This window comes from Wolbachia endosymbiont of Armadillidium vulgare str. wVulC (assembly GCF_001027565.1).
GTDB lineage: Bacteria > Pseudomonadota > Alphaproteobacteria > Rickettsiales > Anaplasmataceae > Wolbachia.
On sequence record NZ_ALWU01000001.1, the window covers coordinates 327,440 to 347,776 of the forward strand.

Below are 20,337 nucleotides of genomic sequence, written 5' to 3' on the forward strand. Positions count from 1 at the left end.
TACAACCTTGTTATTTACAACTATTATATCTTGAAAATCATATAGATTAAGATATGTTTTTCGATAGTCTAATTATCTTTATTATTGTCTTGTGTGTAATAATATCGGTAACTAGAGGTTTTATAAAAGAGTTATGTGCATTAATGTTCTTGCTCTTATCAGTCTTTTTGACAGCTAGTTACTATGATTTTTTTATTATAAATTATAGTAACTATTTTGACTCTAAAGTTACGCAAAACATACTTTCTACAATCTCTGTATTTATCGTACTTAATCTTACATTCATGACAATGAATAACTGGCTAATGTACATATTATTACCCATAAGGTTGGGATTAATGGATAGAGTTACTGGAATCTTTGTCGGAGCACTTAGAGGAATATTGCTTTCTTATGTACTATTTTTTGCTGTGCACTTATATTGCCACACAGTATACGATAAAAAAGAGGGAGAGTCTAAAATAGAAGCAAAAGACATATTGCCTAACTGGATAATCAATTCACACTCTTACCAGGCTCTATTTGTGACAACAGAAGAAGTAATTGACATGTATGTACCAGAGTCGTTGATACTAAAAATAAAAGAGATTGGTGAGGAAATGGTTGATCAAGAAAAATCTAAAAATAATAAAGAAAAGTGAGTATTCACTTTCTATAGCTAAACTAGATTAGACAGCTGTTATTCACAGCAGTGCGCCATAGGTCATACCAATTCCTATTATTAATCAAACAAAACTGCAGACATTTTTGAATAAGTAAACCATCAAAAAAATTTAAATGTATGATTTTAGTTCATCGATGTAATAAAACAAAACTTTTTTAGTGAATTCAAAATCTTCTAAGGTATTTCCTTCACATCTTGCTGTAATGCAGTTTTGCGTATTTGATCCTCTAAGAATCCACCAACCTTTATTATCAGTTACCTTAATACCATCAAGCTCTGAAAATACAATATTTTTCTGCTTTAGTGTCTCCTTTATTGACTCAATTATTTGAAATTTTCTCTCATCCTTTACTACAATTTTCACTTCATGAGTGATATATAACTTTGGTAAACCTTCAATCATCTCAGATAGGCTTTGGTTTTTCTTAAGTAAAATGTCAATGGCTTTAATAGCAGAATATAGTCCATCATCAAAACCCAGCTCAGAAAAGAAAAAATGGCCACTGAGTTCACCGGCAAACTTTGCTCCTTCTTCTACCATCTTTTTCTTAACTAGTGAGTGTCCAGTGGCACAGGTAATTATTTGCCCTCCTAATTTGCTCACGAAATCATGCACTTTCATACTCATTTTTATGTTGGCAATAACTTTATTTTTTGGGTATTCCTCCAATACTTCACGTGCAAAAATCATAAATAAGTGATCATTGGAAACAACATTACCTTTATTATCAGTCAAGCGTACCCTATCACCATCACCATCTAGTGCAATGCCAAGATCACATTTATCTTTCTTGACAATATCGATTAACTGAGCAAGATTTTTTTCTTCTATGGGATCTGGGTCATGCAATGGAAAAGTTCCATCTATAGAGTTATTGGTTACGATGTGTATATGACCTGGTAAAACCTTTTCAATATACCTTACAATTGTTGGACTATTGCCAAAATCCCAGGCTATTTTTAGTTTTTGTGTAGTGTTGTTCTTGAGCGCATTTTTTAATATATAAATGTACTCACTATATGTATTCATGTTAATTAAGCTTCCAATTTTCGTGCTGTTTTTAATTGTACTGCCTATAATTTCCTTCATTTCTTGATCTGAGTAAACTTTTTTACTACTGAAAAATTTAAAGCCGTTATATTCTCTGGGATTATGAGAAGCAGTGATCATAATCCCAAGATCTGCCTGCATTGTTGCAGCGTAGAGCATAGGTGAAGAACAAAGCCCAACTCGTATAACATTTGCGCCGGATAAAATTAAGCCTCTGATTAATTCTTTTTCTATGCTTGGTGAATCTATCCTGCTGTCATAGCCTACACAAACGTTAGCTGCAATTTGACCAAATTTTCTACCTACCTCATACCCATCACTGATCTGCAGGTCTCTGCCTACCACACCTCTAATATCGTATTTTCTTATAATAGTATTGTCCATACTGCACTTCTTGGAGTGATTAATATATAACATTCCCGCCAAATACTCAAGTTTATTTAACTATAAAATTAGTTGATTTTTTAAGAAAATGTGCTAATATTATAATATAGTTCTCTAAAAACAGAAATTATGCCAAAAGAAAACTTATTTATAGCTGAAAATCAAGGTTTAGATGTAGATGAGCAGAAGAAAAATGATATTTTAAGTTTCATTGAATCTTGCAACAATTTTCAGGATTTTATAAAAAAACTAGAGGAAGAAAATTTAATCTGGTATTTTATTGGCCCTTTACGCAAAGATGAGAACATTAAAGAACAGATAGATTTAAAGTGGAAAAAGGAGTTCCAAAAATTTGAGCAATCAATAAATGAAATACATAAAAAATTTGAAGCATCCCTACCAGGTGAAAATTTCTTAGTATATACAACAAAAGATAATGACTTTCAAATTAGGTTTGAAAATAAAGAAAAACCAATAGAGATTAGCACCCTTTTAAGAGCCAGCGACGAAGGTAAGGTTTATAACCTATCTTTAGGGAAAGATAGTCAAATAACTGCAACCAAAAAAGGCAGCGAAAGGCACTATGATTTTACTGGTTCAAGCTCATGTGAAATGACCATTAACTGGCAGGCTAAGGACTCTAAAGGCAATAGCATAGATTGTAGCATGACTGTAGAAGTAAATTCTAAGGGCATAAAAAGAGTGATTAGTGAACCAAGATTTGGAGGAATAACGAGTTCAGAAGAAGTATTAAAATTAGTTAAGCAGAATAAAGAAGTTTTTATCAACGGAAAAATTCTGTATCAAGCTTTTACTGACATGGGCAAAAGTGTGAACGAGCAGCAAACACCAGCAGAGGAAACATTTACAAAAAATTCACCACAGTCACCTATACTAAGTAGTAGTGGATATTCCTCTCCTGGTTCGCGTAGAAGTTCTTTCTCTGGCGTTAGTGAATTTAGTGACGAAGAAGATGAAATGCTTGAGAATAGCATGTCTGATGACGAGAAAGAGTATGAACAAGAAGGATCAGAAAATGGAGTGGATGAAATTATAGATGGAATTGAGGAGTTAAAAGAAGAAAAAGAAACGTTTGCTCAATATTTTGCAAAGCAGGCAAAGCAGCTTGAGGATCTAAAGTCAGAACGTAACTCCTTGAAAAAGGAAGTTAATGAACAACAGCAAGCAATATTTGAAAGAGATCAAAAAATCAAGGAACAAGATGCTTCTATTAAGTCACTTACAGAGAAACTCAAAAAATCAGAAGAACTTAATCAAAATATAGAAAAGGAAGGTGATACAGAGATAAGAACATTAAGTGAAGAAAAGCAAATTTTGGAAGGAGAAGTTAAAAGACTTAAAGCTGAATTGAAAAGAATAACGCAAGAAAAAGATCAAGGTATTGAACAACTAACACAAGAAATAAAGGCGTTAGAAAAAGAACTACAGGGTAAAAATAATGCAATTGGTAAGTTAAGTGATCAGTTGAAAGATAAAGAAAATGAAATAAATAGGATAAATGAAGAGCAGCAGAAAAAATTAGAGCAAAGTGAAGCTAAGTTAAGTGCACTAGAAAAAAAGAATGCAAATTTGGAAAATGATCTAAAGAAAACATTGGCAGAAGGTTTAAAGGATAATCACGAAAAGCAGTTGGTAGAAGAATTGACGGAAGAAAAAGAGAAAAATAATACATTGGCTAAAGAGATGAAACTATTGTCTCAAGAATTCAATGCATTACAGAGAAAAAACGAAGATTTAGAGAGGAAAATTCGACAACTTGAACCTGGAAGATCACTCGCAGATGAGATGAGTGAGGTAAATACGAATGAGGAAATAGATAAGCTTAAACAACAACTTAAGGCAAAGGAGGGTATGTTAACACACACACAAGAAGAGCTGAAGTCTGTTAAAGACGCTCTAGAGCAATTGCAGGACATATTACAGCAGGAAAAATATCAGGCAGCTATCTCAACTCAAACTGAAGTTGAATATGAAAGTAGAAGAACAAGCATGCAGCAGCAAGACCAAGATATACAAGCTGTAAACAACAACTCAAGCAGAATAGCTAGTGGGTTAAGACAAGAAAACAAAAAATTGACTAGAGACAAACTAACTATATCTGAGCAATTAAAACAAAAAATAAAAGAGATTGATGAGTTAAAGAAAAATTTAAAGCAATTACAAGAAGAAAATACACAACTAAGACAAAAAGCTACTAAAGGTACAGTAGTTAATGCGTCATCTTTAGCAGATCAAAGAGAGGCTAAGGAAGAGGAAGCTCGAACAAACATACCGCAAAACATTATGGATTGGCCTGTTCCAATTCCAGACGATAAACCGGAAGAGCAGAAAACTCCATTAGAGCCAATCAAGGTAAATACAGAACTATCAGATCCAAACATAGTTCCTGCTGAAGCTTCAGAAAAATCTACTCCTTCAAAATGATGATTTTGCTTCAACTGTAGCTAATCCAATGTCTATTTAATAAAAAAATGTGAGGCTCTTTTGTACTCCATTCTTCTGAAATTTTCAATAAAAAACCGTATTGAAAAATAATTATAGACCTAGTATACACTATAAAAAGCTGATTTTCATACAGTTCTTGCAAGCGATAGCACTCTCACTTCTCTTGCACCAAAGTTTAAAATTTCCTGAGAGCAAGACCTTACGGTTGCTCCAGTTGTTACTACATCATCAACCAATATCACTATTTTGTTTTTGATAATTTCGCTGTTGCTTATTTTAAAAGCCTTTTTCAAATTTTTTTCACGCTGCTTAAGTGAAAGACCAGCTTGAGGTACGATGTGACGAATACGTTTTATTGCAAATGGTATATAGGATAAATTGGATAGTTTACTTAATTCCTTCGCGAGCAATGCTGCTTGATTATATTTACGTTTAAATAAGCGTATTTTGTGTAGCGGTATGGGGATTATGACCTCTGCATTTTGAAACATGTCTTTGTTAGTTTGATACATCCACTTTGCGTAGACTTTCACATAATTTAAGTTATCAAAAAATTTAAAATTTATAATCATATTTTTGCTATGTTCATCGTAGGTGAAAACTGATCTTAACACTTTAAACGGTGGAGGATTGCTGATGCATTTGCCACATGTATAAAGATTATCTGAAATTACTACACCACAAACATTACAGTAATGCTTAGTTAAAAAATTGATTTTTTTATTGCATTCACTGCATAAATCATAACTTTTATCAATTATACATTCACAACTTACGCATACGTTTGGAAATATGAGATCTGTAGCTTTTTTTAGTAAGAGAAGATTCATGAATTAAATATGTTAGGTGTAATTTATACCTTTTAAAATACTCCTCTACAAATTATAACCAGTGATTAAGAAATAGTTGATACTTGATCTAATAAATACGTTTTAAGATACTTGCCTGTAACGCTTTCTGGAGTCTGTGCAACTCTTTCTGGAGTTCCTACAGCAACCACCTTTCCACCCTTCACTCCACCCTCTGGACCAATATCTATTATGTAATCAGCAGTTTTTATAACATGTAAATTGTGCTCAATAACTATAACAGTGTTTCCTAAATCAACTAACCTATGGAGTATTTTCAGTAAGTTATTTACATCTTCAAAATGTAATCCAGTTGTTGGCTCATCAAGAATATACAATGTTCTTCCGGTAAATCGCTTTGATAGTTCCTTAGACAGCTTTATTCGTTGTGCTTCACCCCCAGATAAAGTTGTTGACGACTGTCCAAGCGTTATATAGCCAAGCCCCACTTCCTGTAAAGAAATCAACTTTTCCTTTATCATTGGAAGATTTTCAAAAAAGTCACATGCTTGATCTATTGTCATATCAAGCACATCAGAGATTGATTTTCCCTTGTAAGTAACTTCCAATGTTTCCCGGTTATATCTCTGTCCTTTACACTGTTCACATTTTACATAAACATCCGGTAGGAAATGCATCTCGATCTTTAAATGCCCATCACCTTTACAAGCTTCACATCTTCCTCCCTTGGTATTAAATGAAAATCGGCCTACATTATATCCCCTAGCTTTCGATTCTGGAAGACCTGCAAACCAATTTCTGATGTGAGTAAACATACCAACATATGTTGCTGGATTTGATGCTGGGGTCCTACCAATTGGCGATTGATCAACTTCTATAATTTTATCTATGTACTCAAGGCCTTCTATTTTGTCGCATTGACCATGCTTTACAGATGAATGATTTATCTTGTGTGCTGAGTATTTATATAGTGTTTCTATCACTAAACTTGATTTTCCTCCTCCTGATATTCCAGTAACACAAATAAAATTCCTTATAGGAAATTCAACATTTATACTTTTTAAGTTGTTCTCACACGCGTTAACTACCTTTATGAACTGAGTTGCTTGTTTTCTTCTTTCTGGAATTAAGATTTCTTTCTTTCCGCTCAAATATTGCCCTGTTATGCTTTCTAAGCTTTCTTGTACCTGATCTGGTGTTCCTTCTGCAATGATTTTTCCTCCGTTTACACCAGCTCCAGGGCCAATATCAATCACATAATCAGCAGCCATTATTGTGTCTTCATCATGCTCAACAACAATCACAGTATTACCCATGTCTCTCAAATTTTTAAGCGTGGCAATTAATCTATCATTATCACATTGATGAAGGCCAATTGAGGGCTCATCAAGTATGTATAGCACCCCTGTTAAACCAGAGCCAATTTGCGAAGCAAGCCTGATCCTCTGGCTTTCACCACCAGAGAGAGTGCTAGATTCACGATCAAGCGTAAGGTAATCTAGCCCTACATTCTTTAAAAATGTCAATCTCTTGATTATTTCATTTGATATTTTATCTGAGATTTGCTTCTGTTGTTCTGTAAGCTTGTCTGACAAATTTCCAAACCACTTAAGGGATTCATCAATGCTGAGCCCTGATATTTCACCTATATGTTTTTCGTCAATTTTCACTGTAAGTGCTTCTTTTCTTAATCTATAGCCAGCACATTCCTTGCAGTGAGCGATAGAGCAATACCGCTCAATAAGTGCTGCATCATAATCCATCTGGCGTTCTAGGATACTGACCAAGCCTTGAAATTTCATTTCTCTAGAGCCAAAGAGTATCAAATCCTTCACTTTTTGGTCTATATTCTTCCACGGAATATCAAGGCTAAATTTGCAATTTTCAGCCAGTGATAGAATTGCATTTTTTAGCAATCCATAATTTGCATGCACTTGACGGGACATTGATCCAATTGGCTTTAAAGCACCCTCAGATATCGAGAGCGTTTCATCTGGCACTATCAGTTTTGCATCAACACTTAATTTCTTACCCAGTCCGTTACATGAACCGCATGCACCGTAGGGGCTGTTAAAAGAAAATAATCTTGGCTCTACTTCCTCAAGAGTGAAGCCAGACTCAGGACATGCAAAATTCTCTGAGAAAGTTAAAGTTTGACCATTTTTATACTCGGAATTATGGTTATCAGGTAAGTTCACTATTTCTGCATATATTAAGCCATGGCCAAGTCTCAATGCTGATTCTATACTGCTTGGTAGTCGATTTCCTATATCACCTGATATGGATACTCTATCTGCAACTACGAAAATATCGTGCTTCTTGTTTTTATCGAGTTTAGGCAAATCATCTATATTGTATATTTCACCATCTATTTTTAGTCTCACGTAACCCTGCTTTTTAATTTCCAATATTTCTTTGAAGTGCTCTCCCTTTCTGCCACGTACAATAGGAGCAAGTATATATATTTTAGTTTCTAAAGGTAATGCTGTAATAGTATCTACAATTTGAGATACAGTCTGTTTCGTTATTGGCAACCCAGTTACAGGTGAATAAGGCATTCCCACTCGTGCATATATCAAGCGTAGATAGTCGTAAATTTCAGTAACGGTTCCGACAGTTGATCTTGGATTTTTTGAGATTGATTTTTGGTTGATTGATATTGCAGGAGAGAGGCCTGTGATTAATTCAACATCAGGTTTATCTTGAATGTTGAGAAATTGACGCGCATAAGACGATAGACTTTCAACGTATCGGCGTTGGCCTTCTGCATAAATCGTGTCGAATGCAAGGCTGGATTTACCAGAACCACTTAGTCCAGTTATAACAACTAACTTATTTTTCGGTATATTGATATCTATACTCTGGAGATTATGTTCTCTTGCACCTTTAACTCTGATAAAATCATCCATACGTCATGTACCTTTGACCATTACAGCCTCAAAATACATAAACTTACAACAACTTTCTACTAATTTTTTTAACTATTACAGAAAACGAGGTAGCACAACTAGTGCAAACCATTTTACCATCTGATCTACAACTATATAAACATCTGTTTCTGCTAAGGTAACTCGTGCAACAAACCAATGTTGGGAAACAGAAATTTTATTTTATACAAAATATAGAATTTCGATAAATTTAACTTTTTTATGAGATTATGCAGCGATAAATTTGAGAAGGAAAGGTTATGGCAATAGAGAAGGAGAAGTTTTTTGAAATAATAAATAAGGTAGGTAAGAGTGAAGGTTTGGATCAGGATAATTTGCTTGAAAGAATAAAGAATGAGTTAAAAGGAAAAGATGTAGGAGAGTACAACAAGTTTAGTAGAAATTTTAGTAAAGAATATCAATTCAGTATAAAAATTTCAGAAGAAACTGTAGAAGATTGGACATTATTACATCTTGCTACAGCATGTGACTGTCTGTTGATAGTGGAACTTCTACTGAAAAAGAAAGTAAGTGTTAGCACTCGAGTAAAAAATAGTTCTAAAAATGATGGGCCAACTACTTTGCATGTAGCTGCTTCTTATGGGCGTGAAAACATAGTAAAGCAACTACTAAGTGATGATCGAGTGAATCCTTCATTAAAAAGCAAAAATAAGACTCCAAGGGAGGTGGTTGGTAATACAGAAAATAAGGAAGCTATAGTAAAAATGTTAGAGAAAGCAGAAAAAGATCATTCGCGGAAGAAAATAAAGGGTTTTCACATAAAGGTTGAAGAGGGAAGTTGCCACCATTTATCTCAGAATGATCATATGACTCAGTCGAGCTCAGCTGTGAATGGTAATAATGCAACTACTGCATTAGGAAATGGTAAAGGAAAATCAGTACCGATAGAAGTACAAATGCGGAATGAAAGTAAGAAAGAGAATAATGACAATGTTCAGAGTGAACAAATTGCTTCTAATTCGATTACTGGTGAAAGTAATAACATTATAGTAAATAAGCAATACTTACCTGTTAGCGTTAAGAGTATGGTAGAAAAAATTGAATCACCGCAAAGAAGAAGTGTTACATGTAGTGGTAAACAGACTCCTACTGGTGAAAGTGTTAGTAGTGACGACAGCGGTCTAGAACTTGAGACTACATTTGATACTTCTTCCTGCTTCGAAATAAATCATGACGGGGTAGGTAATGAAGTTGATAACCAAACTTTAGAAAGTTTACCATCTCAAATTCAGTTGCGAGATAGTCGAACCCGGGAATTAGAAAGGTTAGATAAGGAATTAAAACAGATTGAACTGGGTAAGGCAGAAAAAGAGCCGGCAGAATTAAAGAGTTACGCAGCTGGACATGAGACTAGGTTGGAAGCACTTGGTAAACTCAGTGAAGAAAATCAATCACTAAAACAAAAAACACAAGAGCTCAAAAGTGAAAACGCAACACTTAAGGATGAGTTAGAAAAAATAAAAGGTCAGCACTCTAATGATTTAGATGAACATAAGACTCAGTTAGAAGAACTTAACAAACTCAATAAAGAGAATCAATCATTAAAGCAAAAAATAAAAAATCTGGAAAACGAGAATACAACGCTTAATAGTGAATTAGAAAAAATAAAAACTAAAACAGATGAAATGCCACTAGAAAAAACAGAAAAAAGACAGCAGTGTTTCTTAATTGCTTCTGTAAATCTTGTAACCATGTTGGCAGTAGGTGTTATCTTTAGTATAGCTTTCCAATTACCAGTTCTATTGATGATTGCAATTTCTGTGACATCTGCGTTGGTAGCTGGTGGCGTTACATATGCAACAACAAAACCTGCTACTGAATTAACTGAATTGAAAAAAGAAGTAGCCATTCAACAACATAGTTTGTAAAACTTAACTTGTGCGCTTCCTGGTAATTTTGATATAGTTATTTCAGTTAAAATCTACAGGTTTACAAATGGCAAGCTTAAGTGTAAGAGAAGCGTTATGCATAGCAATCAGAGAAGAAATGCAAAATGACCCTGATGTATTTATCATGGGTGAAGAAGTTGCAGAGTATGATGGTGCTTATAAAGTAACAAAAGGGTTACTGAAAGAGTTCGGAGAAAATAGGGTAGTTGATACACCTATTACCGAACATGGATTTGCTGGCCTTGCTGTTGGAGCAGCATTTGCTGGGCTTAGGCCAATTGTTGAGTTTATGACTTTTAATTTTTCCATGCAGGCAATTGATCAAATCATAAATTCCGCAGCAAAAACAAATTATATGTCAGGCGGACAACTTGGATGCCCTATAGTGTTTCGTGGACCAAATGGTGCTGCAGCAAGAGTTGCAGCACAACATTCTCAGTGCTTTGCATCTTGGTATTCGCATGTTCCAGGGTTAAAGGTAATAGCACCTTATTTTGCCTCTGATTGCAGAGGTCTGCTTAAAGCTGCAATTCGTGATCCAAATCCAGTAATATTTCTAGAAAACGAAATAGCTTATGGGCATGAGCATGAGGTTTCTGATTCTGAGCTATCAAATAAAGATTATCTACTTGAGATAGGCAAAGCTGCTATTACACGGGAAGGAAAGGATGTAACTATCACTGCTTTCTCATTGAAGTTAATGGATGCGTTAGATGCAGCAGATTTACTCTCTGATAAAGGCATAGAAGCGGAAGTTATTGACCTCAGAACCTTAAGACCACTTGACACTGAAGCCGTTATTAACTCTATTAAGAAAACTAATAGATTAGTTAGCGTGGAAGAGGGTTGGCCATTTGCAGGAGTAGGAGCAGAGCTGTCAGCCGTTGTTATGGAACAAGGATTTGACTACCTTGATGCTCCAGTTGTACGCGTAACCGGCAAGGATGTTCCCTTACCTTATGCTGCAAATTTAGAAAAGAAAGCGTTACCACAAGTGGAAGATATAATTGAAGCTGTGCACCAAGTCTGCTTTAGAAAGAAATAGCCCTATTAACTCTTTTTTTTATCTCCTGTTCCACACTCTTCCATAAAAGAGGCATTTGTAGAGTTTATACCACCCATTACTTTTATGACAATAGTTTTAGCACCAAAAAACACAGCGCAAAATACACCGAGCGCAAAAAGAGCAGGCCATGGCATTCTACCAAATATTGCAAGTAAAGCTGCGCCTATTATCACTACGGTCATAAGTGGCCCACCTATTCCCCAAACGTAACCAATAATATTACATATTACTTGAGCAGTTGTATCAGCATTGGTGTCAGCAGCACTCCCAACATGAGAAAAAGAAACAAATAATACTATAAGAAAAATATTGAAAATTCTCTTGATTGTAGGGTTCATCCCTATACCTTAAGTGTAAATATTGTAATTATATCTAAAATAGTATAATTTTCAGTAAAACTAGCATAAAGATTGAATAACAAACGATGCAGCCAAAAGTAGTTGATGCACAAACATTGTGATTTATACAATATTGCATAGCAAATGACATCTATTGGCTGGGAATCATTGTCAATTACTTGAGACAATGCCTTACTCCTTGAAGATACAAGCTTATTTCGACTTTCGCAAAAGAGCAATAACACCTATGAGTAAAATTTCACATTACCACTTTTATGTGTTATAATAAGCCTAATTTATAAAGAAAATAAAATTGAAAAAGTTGAGAGAGAACCGGATAGTAAGAACGAGAAAGTTTTTATCTTCACTATCTTTTTTGCTACTAATTGCGCTATCAATACGCAGTTTTTTATTTGAGCCATTCCATATCCCTTCTGGTTCAATGAAAAGCACACTACTTGAAGGAGATTACATTTTTACTAGTAAATATTCATACGGTTACAGTAAACACTCTTTTCCATTTTCTCCCAATATCTTTAGCAGCAGAATCTTTTATACCCCTCCAGAGCGTGGTGACATAATAGTTTTCAAACCTACAAGAAACAACAGCATTAGATTTGTTAAGCGGGTAATAGGAATACCGGGCGATAAAGTGCAAATGATAGAGGGAGAATTGTACCTAAATGATCAAAAAGTAGAGTGGAAGCAAATTGAAAGTTTTTTTGATTATGAGTCAAAGCGTAGCATACCAAGATACATAGAAACGCTTCCGAGTGGCAAGGAACATGAGATTTTAATAGACAATGCATCCAATAAGCTATCACATAACACTCCAGTTTATTATGTACCTGATGATCAATTTTTTGTTATGGGAGACAATAGAAATAATTCTTTTGATAGTAGGTTTCCTGAAATTGGGTTCATACCAGCGGAAAATATAATTGGATGCGTGAACATGGTTGGTTTATCGTTTAAATTAGGCAAAGTTGATTGGTTGCCATTTAATTTTAGGTTACCTATTGCTCTGAGATTTGACAGGGTACTGCACAAAATTGTGTAAACTCTATCTGTCTACTAATTCGCAAATTCTAAAGCAAAATTTTCTAACTCAGCGATAGCATTATTAATGTTGTCTAAGTCATTTCCCTGTAAAGCGTCTTTTGCGTTCTGTAATAAAATTTTCAACTTTTGGTCAGTGGAAACATTTTCAACTAGATGTATGAGCTTGTTACCGTTAATTTTAGCCTCTGCAAGGGAACGAGCCTTCATGTCTTCATCAAAGTTGTTTACTGACTGGCTGACCATATCCTGAATATCTTCTTCACTTAAGCCAGAGCTTGACTTTATTTCAACTGTTTGCTCAATTTGAGTAGTTTTTTCTCTCGCAGTAACAGTCAATATGCCGTCAATGTTGACTGTAAATTCTATTTCAACTCTTGCTAAACCTGCAGGCAGTGGCGGTATACCTTTTAGTTCAAACTGCGCTAAAGATTTGTTATCCTCTATCATTTCACGTTCTCCCTGACAAACGTGAATTTTTATTGCTGTTTGCCCATCAACATAAGTTGTAAACTCTTTTATCTCTGAAACTGGTAGTGGCGTATTTCTTGGTATGATTTTTTCAACTATGCCTCCCATAGTTTCTATACCAAGTGATAAGGGTAAAACATCTAAAAGAATATTCCTATCTTTTGAGCTCGAAGTTAAATCATGAGCTTGCAGAGCTGCCCCAATGGCAACTGCTTTATCTGGATCCACGTCATTTAGTACTTTATTTCCAAAGAGTTTGACTAGTGAATTTTGAACCAATGGTGTTCTAGTTGCACCACCAACTAAAATTACTCCTTTTATATCATCAATTTTAAGATCTATATCGCTTATAGTACGAGTGACTATATTGATAGTCTTATTGACCAAGGGACTTATTGCCTGTTCGAACTTCTCTCTAGTTATTTCACATTCAAATAATTCACCGTTAATATTGAATTCAAAAGTGCCTACGGTGTTTTCGCTCAGGTATTCTTTTACAATACGTGATTCAATAAGTGTTGTCATTCCAGTGCTTGACACTGGAATCCAGTTCTTATTATATAACTTTCTAGTGTGTTCATTTGTAATCAAACTTTCTGGATCCCAGTGTCGGAGCACTGGGATGACACTAGAGCATTCTTTGTTTAAACCTACTTTTTCTCTATACTTATCAAGTACAATTGAACTTAATAGGTGATCAAAATCATCACCGCCGAGGTTGGTGTCACCACCAACCGCAAGAACTTGAAACACTCCTTGATGCAATTTCAATATCGAAATATCAAATGTTCCACCACCAAGGTCATAAACTGCATATATTCCACTATTATTGTTCTTTTCAATGGAGTAAGAAAGTGCTGCAGCGGTTGGCTCGTTAACGAGGCGAAGAACTTCTATGCCAGCTAATCTTGCTGCATATTTGGTTGCGTTACGTGCTGAATCGTCAAAGTAAGCTGGCACAGTAATCACTGCTTTTTTTACTTTCATCTCTATAGACTCTTCTACCCTCTTGCATAAAGCTTTTAATATCTCAGCAGAAATCTCAACAGGAGTAAGATACTTCTCCTCTGCGCATTTTATTCTAATAACTTTTTCGCTTTCATGATCTATTTCAAAATTGACGCCTTCTTTATTTAATTCTTCAACACTTTTACCCATTAAACGCTTTATTGAGTAGATTGCATTTTGACCGACGTCACAGCCAGTTTTCAATGTATTATTTTCATATGAAAGAGCAGAAGGCAGCAGTTCTCTTCCTTGTTCATCTTTAAATATCTCCACGTTACCAGCTTTATTTACCATGGCAATTAAAGAATTGGTAGTACCAAGATCTATACCAAAAACTACTTCACTTGAATTTGGTTCAGAAATTTGAATTGGTTGCATTTTTCTTCACCTCCTCAAATGACTTATATAAATATTTCAATCTTAAGACTTGTGTAGCAGCTCCATCAAAATTCTTTACAGCAAAAGTGTTAATTAGGTTTTTAACGCAATCTTTTATTTTTTCATCAACCATCCTACTTGCAAATTGTAAATCATCGCAGTCCAGCAAATATTCTCTTATTTCCATTGATTCATTTAGTATTTCAGAATTTAGATGATCCTTTGGGCTTTTCATACCAAAAAGATTCAACAAATGCTCGGCACGTTTTAGAGGTGACTTTAGCACCTGATAAGCTTTGTTAATATTAATTATATTTTTAGATTGTCCTTCGTTTATATCAGTCCTGCTTAGCTCAATATATTTTTTCTCTAACTCATCAAAACTGATATTGAAAGCTGGTTCAATTTCAAACAATGTAAAATAGCTGCTAGACATGAAAACTCTCTCCACAACCACATTTTCCTTTCTCATTAGGATTTTTGAAAACAAAACCCGATGAAAATTTTTCTTCTACATAATCCATTTCAGAGCCAAGAATAAACATGACGGATTTTGGATCGATCAACACTTTGACTTTTTGGTCATCGCTGCAGCTTTCTTCAATTATCGATTCTAAAGGACGAATATCATATGCATATTCAATATCATATTTTAAACCAGAACATCCTTTTTGCTTAATTAGCACTCTTATTCCTATTGCTTCTTCCGGTTTCTCAAGGTTAGTATGCTTCTTTTGGTCCAATAAATACCTTATCCTTTCTACTGCTTCCGCAGTTATAGTGATAAGTTTTTTATTCTTTTTTACAGTTTCACCTCCGCCTACTTCTTGATATTCACCCATGTTCGTAGCTTCTTAATTCTTTTGTTTACTTTGATAGTCATGAATAGCAGCCTTTATAGCATCTTCAGCAAGTACCGAACAGTGTATCTTCACTGGAGGTAAAGACAACTCTTCCACTATTTGAGTATTCTTTATCTGTGTAACGTCACTGATGGTTCTTCCCTTTATCATCTCTGTTAACAAGGAACTTGAAGCAATGGCAGAACCGCAGCCAAAAGTTTTAAATTTTGCATCTTCAATAACACCTTTGTCATTGACCTTTATCTGCAATTTCATTACATCACCGCACGATGGTGCACCAACTAGGCCAGTACCAACATTTGGATCATTTTTATCCAGAGAGCCAACATTCCTTGGATTTTCGTAATGATCTAAAATTTTCTCATTATAACTCATAAAATTACCTATAAACCACTGTCCTACATTATAACATATTTAGGTTGAAAACTAAAGTAAAATACACCAGCAAACGGTATATTTTACTCACAAAATATATGGGTTACGAGTGTATTTACTTTACAAATACACGTAGTGCATGTCATTCTTTATATTGTAATTAAGTTTATAATTTTAAAAGGAGCATTCCCTTGAGTTTATTTGGTAACCTTTATAAAGGCTTGTTAAAAACTTCTTCTCGCTTTAGCAACGGGGTGAAAAGTATTTTTTCTGGCAAAAAAAAATTAGATCAGTCGCTTTTAGATGAATTAGAAGAATTGCTAATTAGCATGGATATTGGCTATAAAACTTCTAAGTTGATTATTGACAGGCTCACAAGCATCAAATTTGACAAGGAAGTTGAGTATAACATTATCTCGCAGCAGTTAATGAACGAAATAGAAGCTATATTGAATCCAGTCGTGCAACCGTTAATTTTAAATAAAAAACCACATATAATAATGGTATGTGGAGTAAACGGTAACGGTAAAACCACAACTATAGGTAAGCTCGCATATAAATATAAGGAGATAGGAAAATCCGTTATGCTTGTTGCATGCGATACATTTAGAGCTGCTGCTAGTGAGCAGTTAAATATTTGGGCAGAACGCTCTGGTTGTTCTATCGTTACTGGAGAGTATGGTAGCGACTCTGCAAGTGTGGCATATAGAGCTGTAAGTCAAGCTATAAAAGATAACGTTGATGTTGTTCTAATTGACACAGCAGGAAGGCTGCAAAATAATGTGAACCTTATGGAGGAATTATCAAAAATATATAGAACGATAAAGAAATTGGATGACACTGCCCCTCATGATGTTATTTTAGTTCTTGACGCAACTACCGGCCAAAATGCTTATAGCCAATTAGAGGCATTTAGTAAGATGGTTAGTGTTACAGGGTTAATCATAACAAAGTTAGATGGCACTGCTAAAGGTGGAGTAGTAATTGGACTTGCAGAAGCTTATAAGGTAAAGTTACATGCTATAGGAATTGGCGAAAGTATAGAGGACTTAAGGGAGTTTACTAGCAAAGAATTTGCTGAAGCGTTATTTAATTGTAATTAAAAATTTCTCTTAATTCCCTTACGTGACCAAGCTTAATTATCTCAATATCATGAGAAGAGTAATTACCATTTTTAGGCATAATTGCTTTTTTAAATCCTAACTTTTGTGCTTCTTTTAGTCTGAGATCAGCATGCGAGACATTCCTAATTTCTCCTGAAAGTGCAACTTCACCACAGATTATTGAAGAAGTTGGCAGCGGTAAATTTACTACACTTGAAATAAGGGAAGCAGCAACAGCAAGATCAGCCGATGGTTCCTGTATTTTTAATCCTCCTGCGATGTTTAGGTACACTTCTTTATCATGCAAAAACATTTTGCAACGAGCATTTAGCACCGCGATGATCATAGCCAATCTATTAATATCCCACCCAACTACTGCCCTTCTTGGGGTTGCCATATTAGTCCCTGCTATTAATGCTTGCACTTCCATTAAAATTGGTCTTGAACCTTCAATTCCTGCAAATACGGCGCTGCCAACTACTTCTCTGTCATGGGCCATCAGAAACAATGATGATGGATTATCAACAGGCACAAGTCCTGCTTCAGACATCTCAAAAACACCAATTTCATTTGCAGGGCCAAATCTATTTTTAATAGTGCGTAAAATGCGGTATTGATTACTGTTTTCACCTTCAAAATATAATACCGTATCTACCATATGCTCCAAAGTTTTGGGTCCAGCTATTTGTCCATCCTTAGTTATATGACCAACTATTAAGAGAGAAATACCATATTGTTTCGCAAGAATGGTTAATTCATGTGCGCAAGTACGAACCTGAGTTACAGTTCCTGGTGCCGATGTAATTCTGCTATCATACATTGTTTGTATAGAATCAATTACTAAGAATTTAATACTTTTATTTTCCTTTATTGTTGCTACTACATCAGTTAAAGACACTGTAGATAAAAGCTTAATTTTAGGTTCGTTTATCTTAAGACGCTTTGCTCTAAGGCTCACTTGCTCTAAAGATTCCTCGCCAGACACATAAAGACATTCAAAAGAGGAAAGTTGTACAACATTAGCTGCAATCCTAAGCAAAAGAGTAGATTTTCCAATTCCAGGTTCACCACCAATTAAAATACTAGCTCCCTGAACGATACCCCCACCAAAAACTCTATCTAATTCTTCTATTCCTGTTAAAAAACGATCCGGAGTAATAATTTCACTATCTGATAATGCCTTTATTGGATTTGGGGTAGATGTACTTCTCGTTTCTGTTTTTAGCACTATTTCTTCGACAACCGTATCCCAATTATCACATGCAACGCACCTTCCTACCCATCTTCCAGTACTATGACCGCAGAACTGACATACGTATACAGTCTTCATAAAAGTCAAAATTATAATTGTAATAAAAATCAGCTAAATAGGTGAAATAAATTTAAACGCTGAGCCTTACAAATCTTGTAATGTTAAAATAATTCTCATAAGTTTTAAATCCATGTACAATAATTGCACAAATTTGTGATTTGACCAGCCGTCATTAAAAACGAAAAACTTACTTGGCCAATCGATTATTATGGTAAGTAGATTGGCGGAGTTTGTAAAGCAACTTTTATATCTGTTCAGGTGTACGGTAAATAATTGAAACCTGTGCTTCTTTCCTTGTCATTCCAACTTCCATAATGTCATCCCAGTCTGGGATCCAGTCCTTTTTTGCCACTCTGCTGAACGGATACCAATTTTTAGTTTTGTTTCTATGGGTCAGTTAGTACGAGCTTTGCCTTTAAGCAGATGTAAAAGCACAATTATTACGAATAACATTCCACCAATAACTGATATAGCTCCACCCGTAATAAAACAAGCACGTGCCAACATTGATGAAATGTTTGGCAGATCTGCAACTTTTCTTAAGGCACCATATCCACCAAGCCAAACAAGGCCAGTAATATGGAGAAAATGTCCCAAACTGTATGCATAAATCTGTAATCTTGCTATGGAGCTTTTTATTTCTTTACAGCCCAATTTTGGTAACAGCCAGTAGATAAAATTCATGAAAGCTATAGTAATACCAACTACAGAACCGTGATAATGCGCAGGAATGGTGACGTTTCCTTCAATAGTTAGAACTCCAAGCACGCCTCCATAGATGAACAATACAAACGAGTGCAGTAAATAGTTGCCCTTATCATTGAGCAGGGTTTTTATGTGTGCGCCAAGAAAAGCGCTTAGAATACAGTTGGTCAACCTAGGCAAAGTCTAGCCAACCATACGCGTCAAGTTAAGGAATGTAGAGAGCTTAAAGTAGATACCCTGGTCTTCCTATATCTGTCTTTCAAAGAAAACTTTGACCAGATTACAGTAAGCTTTTTAAGAAAAGTTTTCAAACTATTAACTTTATTCTTTAGTGCTAAAAATAACTCTCTAACCCGCCTTTTTAGCTCAATGAATGCCTTTGTTAAACTGTATTCTTTTTCATTTCTGTGCAACCAACTATGCCGTGAAATATAAGAATTGCGCACAATTTAGCATATAGTTCACATAATACTCTGCACGGTAGCTTATCAAGTCTGATATGGCTTTTATACAATTTAAATAATTTGCCACCTTACTCTGTTGCTCAGCACTAATTTTATTTTCTGGAAATTAGTATTGACCAGTTTAACAATTTTTGTAGAGGATGTATATCCTTGTGATCTCGCTAATCTATTAGCTTTCCTTCTTCTGGCCATACTCAGTTAGTTTTTGACATATAATTCTTACTCTAATTTTTACTTCCTTTCCTAATCTTTTTCGTGAAGATAATTGACCTTCCAAATACTCCAATAGCTCTATTTTTTGATTTTATCATATATATTGGTATCAACGACTTACAAAATATGCACCTGCTTCGTCAATCTGTTTAAAAGAACTAGGCACAAAGTAGCCAAAATCAAAAAATCATTGGCTGTTCAAGATAATCCCTATAACCTCGATCTGACCTCCATTAAATTTAATTTATCTAGCGCTTGATTCAGGTAATCAAAGACTAACTGTAGCTTTATTCTTGATTTAGTATTACTCTCACAATCTCTATAGCTATCCTTTGTACATATCTTCCATGCTACCGGGTATGCTAATGTAACTGCTATCCAATAATTTAACGCTTCCTAATTGCTGTAAAATTTTGCAATCAACTTGCAAGATATTTTTAAAGAGAACCACAGATTCATTCTTTTCATAAATTCCACTGCTTCTTCAGTAAATCTGAAATCCAATTATAAACCTTGTTGTAATTGAGATTTTGTCTGCTTTTTCATTAAAAAATTCTTTGAGCTTTTTTGAGATGCAAGTTATTTTATTCATTGGTTCTCTCACTAAAAGTATACCTGGGAGAACTTATTATTCTATCTCTTTCATACCTTTATTTCCTTAACTTGACGCCTATGGTTTATTTTACACTCCCCTTTACGCTCAACTTGACCACTTATGTTTCTTTTGCTTCTTGGCTTGTCTCTTTTTTATTTCCTTTAACTCAGCATTCT

Annotated in this window: 14 protein-coding genes and 3 pseudogenes; 6 read left to right on the forward strand and 11 right to left on the reverse strand. The window is 34.8% G+C overall.

Going from position 1 to position 20,337, the window contains the following annotated elements:
- Positions 1-53: 53 nt before the first annotated feature.
- Entirely contained in the window at positions 54-641 is a 588-nt protein-coding gene (locus tag wVul_RS01590) for a CvpA family protein (RefSeq protein ID WP_047758872.1), read from the forward strand.
- Positions 642-773: 132 nt separating this feature from the next.
- On the opposite strand, the gene wVul_RS01595 is transcribed toward wVul_RS01590, so the two are convergent.
- Complete coding sequence (locus tag wVul_RS01595; RefSeq protein ID WP_179943844.1) at positions 774-2,099, reverse strand: phosphomannomutase/phosphoglucomutase; 1,326 nt, start codon at positions 2,097-2,099, stop codon at positions 774-776.
- Positions 2,100-2,228: 129 nt separating this feature from the next.
- Between wVul_RS01595 and wVul_RS01600 the strand changes: the two genes are divergently transcribed.
- On the forward strand, positions 2,229-4,544 hold the full coding sequence (locus wVul_RS01600) for a hypothetical protein (protein ID WP_047758874.1): 2,316 nt from the start codon (positions 2,229-2,231) through the stop codon (positions 4,542-4,544).
- Positions 4,545-4,690: 146 nt separating this feature from the next.
- Here wVul_RS01600 and wVul_RS01605 read toward each other — a convergent pair whose 3' ends face one another.
- Positions 4,691-5,395 (reverse strand): ComF family protein, encoded by a 705-nt coding sequence (locus wVul_RS01605; protein WP_047758875.1) that lies wholly within the window; start codon positions 5,393-5,395, stop codon positions 4,691-4,693.
- 65 nt (positions 5,396-5,460) lie between these two features.
- On the reverse strand, positions 5,461-8,283 hold the full coding sequence (gene uvrA / locus wVul_RS01610; RefSeq protein ID WP_047758876.1) for an excinuclease ABC subunit UvrA: 2,823 nt from the start codon (positions 8,281-8,283) through the stop codon (positions 5,461-5,463).
- Positions 8,284-8,561: 278 nt separating this feature from the next.
- Here uvrA and wVul_RS01615 point away from each other — a divergent pair, with 278 nt between their 5' ends.
- Both wVul_RS01615 and wVul_RS01620 read left to right on the forward strand, forming a co-directional pair.
- Positions 8,562-10,190, forward strand: coding sequence for an ankyrin repeat domain-containing protein (locus tag wVul_RS01615; RefSeq protein WP_047758877.1), 1,629 nt, complete (start codon positions 8,562-8,564; stop codon positions 10,188-10,190).
- Between the two features lie 67 nt (positions 10,191-10,257).
- Positions 10,258-11,256: a pyruvate dehydrogenase complex E1 component subunit beta gene (locus tag wVul_RS01620; RefSeq protein WP_047758878.1), complete on the forward strand. Its 999-nt coding sequence runs from the start codon at positions 10,258-10,260 to the stop codon at positions 11,254-11,256.
- Positions 11,257-11,261: 5 nt separating this feature from the next.
- Here the strand turns inward: wVul_RS01620 and wVul_RS01625 are convergent, their stop codons facing one another.
- Complete coding sequence (locus wVul_RS01625) at positions 11,262-11,615, reverse strand: TrbC/VirB2 family protein (protein WP_047758879.1); 354 nt, start codon at positions 11,613-11,615, stop codon at positions 11,262-11,264.
- A 313-nt stretch (positions 11,616-11,928) separates the two neighbouring features.
- Between wVul_RS01625 and lepB the strand changes: the two genes are divergently transcribed.
- Positions 11,929-12,675: a signal peptidase I gene (lepB, locus tag wVul_RS01630; RefSeq protein WP_047758880.1), complete on the forward strand. Its 747-nt coding sequence runs from the start codon at positions 11,929-11,931 to the stop codon at positions 12,673-12,675.
- Positions 12,676-12,678: 3 nt separating this feature from the next.
- Here lepB and wVul_RS01635 read toward each other — a convergent pair.
- The 4 genes and pseudogenes from wVul_RS01635 to iscU form a co-directional block, all read right to left on the reverse strand.
- Positions 12,679-14,531: pseudogene (locus wVul_RS01635) on the reverse strand (Hsp70 family protein).
- A complete protein-coding gene (locus wVul_RS01640) occupies positions 14,509-14,967 on the reverse strand; it encodes an iron-sulfur cluster co-chaperone HscB C-terminal domain-containing protein (RefSeq protein WP_047758882.1) in 459 nt (152 codons plus the stop codon). Before wVul_RS01640 ends, wVul_RS01635 begins: the two are co-directional and overlap by 23 nt.
- Positions 14,960-15,373: a HesB/IscA family protein gene (locus wVul_RS01645; protein WP_047758883.1), complete on the reverse strand. Its 414-nt coding sequence runs from the start codon at positions 15,371-15,373 to the stop codon at positions 14,960-14,962. Before wVul_RS01645 ends, wVul_RS01640 begins: the two co-directional genes overlap by 8 nt.
- Before the next feature lie 12 nt (positions 15,374-15,385).
- Positions 15,386-15,769, reverse strand: a complete 384-nt coding sequence (gene iscU / locus wVul_RS01650; RefSeq protein ID WP_007548853.1) for a Fe-S cluster assembly scaffold IscU — start codon at positions 15,767-15,769, stop codon at positions 15,386-15,388.
- A gap of 191 nt (positions 15,770-15,960) precedes the next feature.
- Here iscU and ftsY point away from each other — a divergent pair, with 191 nt between their 5' ends.
- Positions 15,961-16,872, forward strand: coding sequence for a signal recognition particle-docking protein FtsY (gene ftsY, locus wVul_RS01655; RefSeq protein WP_047758884.1), 912 nt, complete (start codon positions 15,961-15,963; stop codon positions 16,870-16,872).
- On the opposite strand, the gene radA is transcribed toward ftsY, so the two are convergent.
- The 3 genes and pseudogenes from radA to wVul_RS08310 all read right to left on the reverse strand — a co-directional run bounded on the left by radA (position 16,859) and on the right by wVul_RS08310 (position 20,158).
- On the reverse strand, positions 16,859-18,202 hold the full coding sequence (gene radA, locus wVul_RS01660; RefSeq protein WP_047758885.1) for a DNA repair protein RadA: 1,344 nt from the start codon (positions 18,200-18,202) through the stop codon (positions 16,859-16,861). The genes ftsY and radA overlap by 14 nt on opposite strands.
- Before the next feature lie 375 nt (positions 18,203-18,577).
- Positions 18,578-19,024 (reverse strand): annotated as a pseudogene (locus wVul_RS01665) (cbb3-type cytochrome c oxidase subunit I); the annotation flags it as partial.
- Positions 19,025-19,089: 65 nt separating this feature from the next.
- Positions 19,090-20,158, reverse strand: a pseudogene (locus tag wVul_RS08310) (transposase).
- Positions 20,159-20,337: the final 179 nt, after the last annotated feature.

Coding starts and splice junctions, on each gene's coding strand:
- wVul_RS01590 (WP_047758872.1), top strand. CDS start 54: ATGTTTTTCGATAGTCTAATTATCTTTATTATTGTCTTGTGTGTAATA.
- wVul_RS01595 (WP_179943844.1), bottom strand. CDS start 2,099: ATGGACAATACTATTATAAGAAAATACGATATTAGAGGTGTGGTAGGC.
- wVul_RS01600 (WP_047758874.1), top strand. CDS start 2,229: ATGCCAAAAGAAAACTTATTTATAGCTGAAAATCAAGGTTTAGATGTA.
- wVul_RS01605 (WP_047758875.1), bottom strand. CDS start 5,395: ATGAATCTTCTCTTACTAAAAAAAGCTACAGATCTCATATTTCCAAAC.
- uvrA (WP_047758876.1), bottom strand. CDS start 8,283: ATGGATGATTTTATCAGAGTTAAAGGTGCAAGAGAACATAATCTCCAG.
- wVul_RS01615 (WP_047758877.1), top strand. CDS start 8,562: ATGGCAATAGAGAAGGAGAAGTTTTTTGAAATAATAAATAAGGTAGGT.
- wVul_RS01620 (WP_047758878.1), top strand. CDS start 10,258: ATGGCAAGCTTAAGTGTAAGAGAAGCGTTATGCATAGCAATCAGAGAA.
- wVul_RS01625 (WP_047758879.1), bottom strand. CDS start 11,615: ATGAACCCTACAATCAAGAGAATTTTCAATATTTTTCTTATAGTATTA.
- wVul_RS01640 (WP_047758882.1), bottom strand. CDS start 14,967: ATGTCTAGCAGCTATTTTACATTGTTTGAAATTGAACCAGCTTTCAAT.
- wVul_RS01645 (WP_047758883.1), bottom strand. CDS start 15,373: ATGGGTGAATATCAAGAAGTAGGCGGAGGTGAAACTGTAAAAAAGAAT.
- iscU (WP_007548853.1), bottom strand. CDS start 15,769: ATGAGTTATAATGAGAAAATTTTAGATCATTACGAAAATCCAAGGAAT.
- radA (WP_047758885.1), bottom strand. CDS start 18,202: ATGAAGACTGTATACGTATGTCAGTTCTGCGGTCATAGTACTGGAAGA.